Source organism: Streptomyces kebangsaanensis (assembly GCF_001906585.1).
GTDB lineage: Bacteria > Actinomycetota > Actinomycetes > Streptomycetales > Streptomycetaceae > Streptomyces > Streptomyces kebangsaanensis.
Window position 1 is genome coordinate 87615 of the sequence record NZ_JUJA01000133.1, and the last position, 6116, is coordinate 93730.

Here is a 6116-nt window from a genome sequence, read left to right on the forward strand (position 1 = left end):
TGTCGATCATGTTCGGGTGTCAGTCCGTAGGGTCATCTCCTTCCCCCAGCCCTTGCATGATCCGGTCGTTCATCTCCTTCTCTTGGCCGTCGATGCACTTCGCGTAGATCTTCAGCAGGACGTCGACCGAGTGGCCCGCACGAGCGGCGACCTCCGGTGCCGGCACCCCGGAGTTGAGCCACTGGGAGACGCCCGCGTGCCGGAGGTCGTACGGCCGGAAGGCCAGGACCGAGGCCACCTGATCAGGGGCGAGCGCCAGTTCCCGAGCCTGCTTCCACGCCCGGGAGTACGACGAGGCAGCGATCACGTTGCCCCGCTCACTGGAGAACAGCCGACCGTCCTCCGCCGTGCCGAACTCCTCCAGGTGCTCGCGGAGCAGCCGCACCAGCGGAGGCGGAATCGGCACGATCCGTACCTCACCGTGGGCCCGCTGCTTCAGGCCGCGCCGATCGTGCGCTTCCCCGGAGTCCGTCCACGCCTTTCCAGCAGTGGGACGGGTCTCCGCCAGCTCGATACGGCCCCAGCCCGACGCCGGAAGCGTGCAGTCAGAGCGGCGAAGGCCGAGGGCCTCCCCCGGCCGCATGGCCGCGTAGTACAGGCACCCGAAGAACGCCCGCAGCCGCCGACCGCTCGCCCGGTCGTAGCCGCCCACGTACGTGAGGGCGGTCAGCAGCTCCCGAGTCTGCCGAGGGTTGACCACCACCCGGCGGTCAACCTCCTGCAGCGCCCGCTTGCCCCGCTTGCGCCGAACCCGGCTCAACGGGTTGGACGGCAGGTGCTCCAGCTCCACGGCGTACTCAAGTGCGTTGAAGACCACGGCGCGCCGCCGCCGGTACGTCTGCGTCGCCGCAGGCTTGCCGTCCAGCCTCCGGCCCAGCGTGTCGATCAGGTCATGCACCCGGGTGATCTCTTGCAGCTCCGCCACCGGCAGCGATGCCTTCTCGATCCACTTCACCGCCGCGGCGATCTCCTCCGGCCGCTCCCGCTCCCTACGGGGTACGGGCAGGACGTACGAACGCAGCGCCCGCCGAAGCACCTCCGGAGCAGGCCGCCCCCGCCCCGGCTTCACCAGGACAGGAACGACCGTCGCCAGCGCATCGGTCATGCTGTCCCGTTGCTTGGCCGACGCCTCCACCCATCGGGCATCCACGTACTTCACCGCCAGGTCGAGGAAGGACAGCGCCGCCTTGCCACCGCGCAGCGAGTCGGGCAGACCGGTGACGGTGTCGAACGGCTCGCCCTTGTCGAGCGCCCGCACCAGCTTGGCCCGGAAGCGGTCAGCCAGCGTCTTGGTCTTGTACGACTCGCTGAACGGCTGTCCGTCGACCACCCAGCGCACGAGGTAGGTCGGCTTCTTGGTGGTCTTGTTGACCGACAGCTTCCAGACGGAAGCCTTGTACGACTTCACGATGCCGCCCCCTCCGCACGTTCCTCCAACCACTCGTCGAGCACGTCCCGACGGACCCTCAGCTCCCCGTTCGGCAGTCGGATGCAGACCGGAGCGAGGCGCAGTTCCCGCCAGCGGTAGAAGGTGCGCCGGGAGACGCCGCCCAGTTCGTCGAGCACCTGCCGGACAGTGAGCAGTTCGGCCGACTTCGCACGGCTGTCACGTGCCATGAAGGCCACCGCCCTCCCGCACCGAGGCAGCCAGGAGAGCTGCTTCCGGTGAGTAGCCGCGCCCCGCGTACCGCCACTCGCCGACCGTGACCGTGGGGTGGTCGGCCAGGTCGAGGGAGGCCCGCTGCTGCTCCGCGCGATGGTCGACACGGGCCTGCCGGAGCGCGGTCAGCGTGGTCGAGTACCGACGCGACTTGGTGGAGAAGTGGCCGCCGTATCCGAGCATGTGAGCCCAGCGACGCAGCCCGAGCGGCGCGAACTCCGGCAGGCCGCCGAGCCACCAACACGTGCCGATCATCCGCAGCACATGCGCGCGCACCGGCAGCATGACCATCTCCCGCGCGTGATGAATGCGGCCGTCCACCGCGCCGGCGGACTCCGCACCCTTGGTGGCGTACTTGGCGATGTAGCCCGCCACGGCCCCCGCAGAAGCAGGCCGCTCCCCCGCGTCCCGTCCGTACGAGGTGACCGGCCGAACGTCGACCTGCGTGCCGAAGCGCAGCATCCGCGGACCGACCACATCCGCGCCCGGAGCGGTCAGCCGCACCCGACCGACCACGGCCCGGACCGCGTCCACCAGGAGCGGCACGGTCGCCCAGCCGGGCGGAGCCGAGCCGGGCCCGTCCGGACCGTCGAGCCGGATCACGGCATGGAAGTGGACCAGGCCCCGCCGCTGGTACTCGGCAACCTTCGCGTACGAGAGCCGGGCGACCTCCCCGAATTCCGTCCGCGACAGCCCGGCCCGCCGAGCGACCTCCCGCCGCAGCTCCAGCCCGAACCGGTGCCAGAGCCGACCGGCGAACGCGTGCCACAGGACGGCCCCCGCGTAGTCGTAGCAGCGCGGACAGAGCGGTTCACCGAGACGGAGATCATCCGCTGGGTGCCGCTCCCGGCATCCGGCCGGAGTCCCGTGCGGACAGCACTCCCCCACCCGACGAGGCCGACAAGCCCGCACGCGCCCGTCACGTTCACGGCGCGTGTGGACCGGGCCGAAGCCGGGAGCGGTGAGCGTGGCGAACACCCGCGGGTGACCGCTCACCGCCTCCGGCACCTCCTTGCCGCCGACGAGGCCGGCCCGCACCAGTTGGTACGTGTCCGCCCGGTACACAGCCGAGCAGGCCGGGCAGACCGTCGCCCGCCGATTGCCGCACGAGGTGAGCAGGCGACCGCCGTAGACGTCCGAGCCGTAGGAGAGCAGGGCCGCGCCCGTGGTCGTGTCGTAGACGGTTGCCGTGCCGACCAGGTGAATCGGGTTGGTGCAGCCACCGAGGCGGACGATATTCCGGCGCCAGGCCGCGAAGTCCGGCTCTGTCGCCCTGGCGACCAGGGCAGCAGCAGCGTTCTCGGGAAGGGTTGTGGTCATCGGCGACCACCCCCGCCGCCGAACGCCTGCCCCATCACGGCCGAGATCCCCTCCGGCCGTGTCTTGGCGCTGAAGCGGAGCGTCGGGTCCGTGAGCCAGAGGGCGGCAGCGTGCGCGGGACATAGGCGCTGCTCGGTTCCGTCGAGGTGGACCAGGACGACCTGTTCGCGTCCGGCGCAGGTCGAGACGTCCGGGCCGTGCTGCCTGAGTTCGCAGTCGGGCAGGGGGGATTTGCGCGAATGATGCGCGGTGGACAAAGTGTGAGTGCTCCTTTCACTGCTCACGTGGCGGATGGAGTGGGTTCCTGACGGGGTCGGGTTTGGCGACTTCGCGCCCCGTCGGGAGCCCGTCATACGGGCGGTCACTGCCGCTCCTCGGGAGGAATCCCGACGACGCCGTACGAGATCGGTCCGAAGTCGCGGCACGCGTCGAAGTAGCCCCGGCCGATGTCCTCCACCGGCACGCCGAGCGGAGCGGCGACGAACTCCACCGCGTCCCTGCGTGCAACGGAGTCGGAGGCGTTGACCACGACCGTGATGGACGCGTAGCGCGGTACGACGACGGTCGGGTTGGCGGTCAGGAAGTCGATCAGCTCCCGTAGGCCGGCCAGGAACGCGGCACGGTCACCGGAGCGAATGACGTAGTCGGACACAGAGAGTCCCTTTCGCGGTTCGATGGAGAGGTTCAGAAGCGGAAGAGGCCGAGGAAGCCGCTCACGCCGTCGAGGAGCCCCTGAACGAACGGGGCGGCCACGGTCCGGGACAGCAGGAATCCGAAGGCTCCGCAGATCAGCGCGTCGGCCCACCTCAGGTAGCGGATGCGCAGGAGGAACCAGATCAGCAGTCCGAGCAGCAGAACGGCGGACGTGGACACCAGCACGGCAGGCCCCTTTCACGGCGCTTCGACGTGCAGTTCGGACAGAACCGGAGTCAGGTGCGCGTACTCGGCGGCGACGGCTTCCGCCTCTGCTTCCGTGATCAGGTGCGACCGGGCGCGTTCCCAGCCGTCCCCGGAGGCGAGGACGGCCGTACCGGCCTGTTCCGGCGTGATGGCCTGCGCCGCCTTCAGCGCGTCCGGGTTGAGATCGCCGAGCGCCATCTCGGCCGTGCCGGGGTCGGCCACGCGGTGGCACACCCGGCCGCCCAGTTGTGCCCGCAGTGCGGTGACGCCGGGCCCCAGGTCGGAGCCGACGCGTTGGCCGGCGACGACGAGGAAGACCCCGAGAGCCGCGCCCAGTTGGGCCAGTCGGATCAGCGCCGTACCGGCCGCCTGCGCTTCGTCCTTCTCGTTGCGGCTTGCCACGAGGAACAGTTCGGCGATCTCGTCGACGATCACCACGACGGGTACCGGGCGCTCCTTGTCCGACAGGCCCCAGATGTTGCGGACGCGGGCAGCCCGGCAGACGGTCATGCGGTCGAGGGTCAGGTCTACGAGCGCGGTCAGCAGCCGGACTGCCTGTTCACGGTTGGTCGCGAGCGCGGACAGCCGCTGTTCGTAGAGCGACAATTCCATGCCGCCCTTGCAGTCGATGCCGACCAGTGCGACGGGTTGCGGAGCCATGCCCGCCACAAGTGCGTTGATCAGCGTCGACTTACCGGAGCGGGTGGCCCCGACGATCAGCCAGTGCGGTACGCGCCGCAGGTCGACTACCCACGTGGTCCCGGTCTCCAGCGCGCCCACGGTCACCCGGAGCAAGTGGCCGGGCCCCCGCTGCTTCGGCACGCGAGGAGCGGCCAGCGGGTCGGCCGCCGAAGCGGTGATCCGCACGACTCCCGGCTTCCAGGAGGTCACCCGCACCGCGTGCACCTGCCAGTCCTCCGCCATGGCAGGTGCAGCCTTGACGAAGTCCTCCGGCACTTGACCCGGCAGCAGCCGAACCAGTAGCAGGAAGCCGCCGGAAGTGGGCCGTATGAGGCCGGGGCGCGGCACACGCGGCAACGGTGGAGGCGCCCCGTTGCCGACGAGCCCGGACACGACCGTCAGGGCTGGCCGACGACTCACGGCGAGCCCGCACCCCGCCATCAAAGCCCGCCAGGTGCGCACCACCCGGAAGGCTGCGGCAGGGAAGCCGAGTAACAGCCACCAGGCGACGGGGTAGCGGCGGCGCAGGGCCGGGCCTGCGAGAAGCAGACCCGACACCAGCACTGCGATGACCACCAGAACCCAACTCGGACCAGTCGCCCCGGCCGAAGGGGTGGAGGCCAGGTTCATCACTGCCCGGCCCCCTTGCCCGCCGAAGCGGGAGCGCTCAGGGGCCGGATCTCCGCCGCGCGGAACGCGATCCCGTGCCGCCCCTCGTTCTCCCACGGCGTGGCGACCAGGTCCCGCACGGCCACCGGCATGCCGAGCTGCACACCGGCCGGTTCACCCGCCACGCTCACGGTGACGACGTCCGCCGACGCTCCGGCCATCAGGCACAGGCCGACTTGGTACATGGTCTTGCCGGTCTCGCGGTCGACGCGAAGCTGACCGGTCTCACGGTTGGCGACCCGCGGAGCCGGGGGCACGGCACAGATGATCCCCGTGAACTTCGCGGTGTCGATCGGAAGGCTTGCCACTGTTCGGATCTCCTCATCTCAGGCACCCGAAGGCCCATCCTCCGGGCTGCTAGACAACCCGTACTACGGGTGACGCCAGACCAGAGTGCCGACCCGTAGTACGGGTTGTCAACCGACCAAGCAATGAGGGAAGCTGTCCACGATCGTGGACACGCTGTCTACGACGACGAACAGCCGCGAAGGCCACGGCCACGGAGGGCCCGCATGCCGCCGAAGAAGACGCAGCCGAAGTACCGGCAGATCGCCGACTATCTGCGCGAAGGCATCCTGAACGGCACCTTCCCGGCCGGCCAACCGCTCCCCTCGGAGGAAGCGTTGGCGAAGCAGTTCGGCGTGACACGCCCCACAGTTCGTCAGGGCCTCACGGAACTACGGGCATCCGGTCTCGTCGAGGCCATCATGGGCCGAGGCACCTTCGCCCGCTCACCCCACAGCCGCCCGAGCCTCACACGCCCGCGCGGCGTACGCCGAGCCTCCGACGGCCGGTACGTCGAGGCCGACGGCATCCGCTGGACAGACGCCGAGCCCCCCGTAGCCACCCGCACCGACGCCCCGCTAGCCCTGGCAGACCTACTCCG

At 70.2% G+C, this 6116-nt stretch carries 8 protein-coding genes; 1 reads left to right on the plus strand and 7 read right to left on the minus strand.

All coding sequences use genetic code 11. The features are described from left to right. Positions 1–19 precede the first annotated feature (19 nt). The 7 genes from RH94_RS19310 to RH94_RS19345 form a co-directional block, all read right to left on the minus strand. A complete protein-coding gene (locus tag RH94_RS19310; RefSeq protein ID WP_073948792.1) occupies positions 20–1408 on the minus strand; it encodes a tyrosine-type recombinase/integrase in 1389 nt (462 codons plus the stop codon). Next, the gene (locus RH94_RS19315; RefSeq protein WP_052840685.1) at positions 1405–1617 is read right to left on the minus strand and encodes a helix-turn-helix transcriptional regulator; all 213 of its coding nucleotides are present in this window, start codon (positions 1615–1617) and stop codon (positions 1405–1407) included. The genes RH94_RS19310 and RH94_RS19315 overlap by 4 nt, the downstream gene beginning before the upstream one ends. Further along, complete coding sequence (locus tag RH94_RS19320) at positions 1607–2980, minus strand: replication initiator (RefSeq protein WP_073948793.1); 1374 nt, start codon at positions 2978–2980, stop codon at positions 1607–1609. The genes RH94_RS19315 and RH94_RS19320 overlap by 11 nt, the downstream gene beginning before the upstream one ends. 361 nt (positions 2981–3341) lie before the next feature. Then, a complete protein-coding gene (locus RH94_RS19330) occupies positions 3342–3632 on the minus strand; it encodes a hypothetical protein (RefSeq protein WP_073948795.1) in 291 nt (96 codons plus the stop codon). 32 nt (positions 3633–3664) lie between these two features. Beyond that, the gene (locus RH94_RS19335; RefSeq protein WP_073948796.1) at positions 3665–3859 is read right to left on the minus strand and encodes a hypothetical protein; all 195 of its coding nucleotides are present in this window, start codon (positions 3857–3859) and stop codon (positions 3665–3667) included. Between the two features lie 12 nt (positions 3860–3871). Further along, positions 3872–5191, minus strand: coding sequence for an FtsK/SpoIIIE domain-containing protein (locus RH94_RS19340; RefSeq protein ID WP_073948805.1), 1320 nt, complete (start codon positions 5189–5191; stop codon positions 3872–3874). Further along, a complete protein-coding gene (locus tag RH94_RS19345; RefSeq protein WP_073948797.1) occupies positions 5191–5538 on the minus strand; it encodes an SCO3933 family regulatory protein in 348 nt (115 codons plus the stop codon). The genes RH94_RS19340 and RH94_RS19345 overlap by 1 nt, the downstream gene beginning before the upstream one ends. Positions 5539–5742: 204 nt before the next feature. On the opposite strand from RH94_RS19345, the gene RH94_RS43895 reads away from it, so the two are divergent. After that, positions 5743–6116: GntR family transcriptional regulator (locus RH94_RS43895; protein WP_234425877.1), on the plus strand; the 374-nt coding region annotated here is incomplete at its 3' end.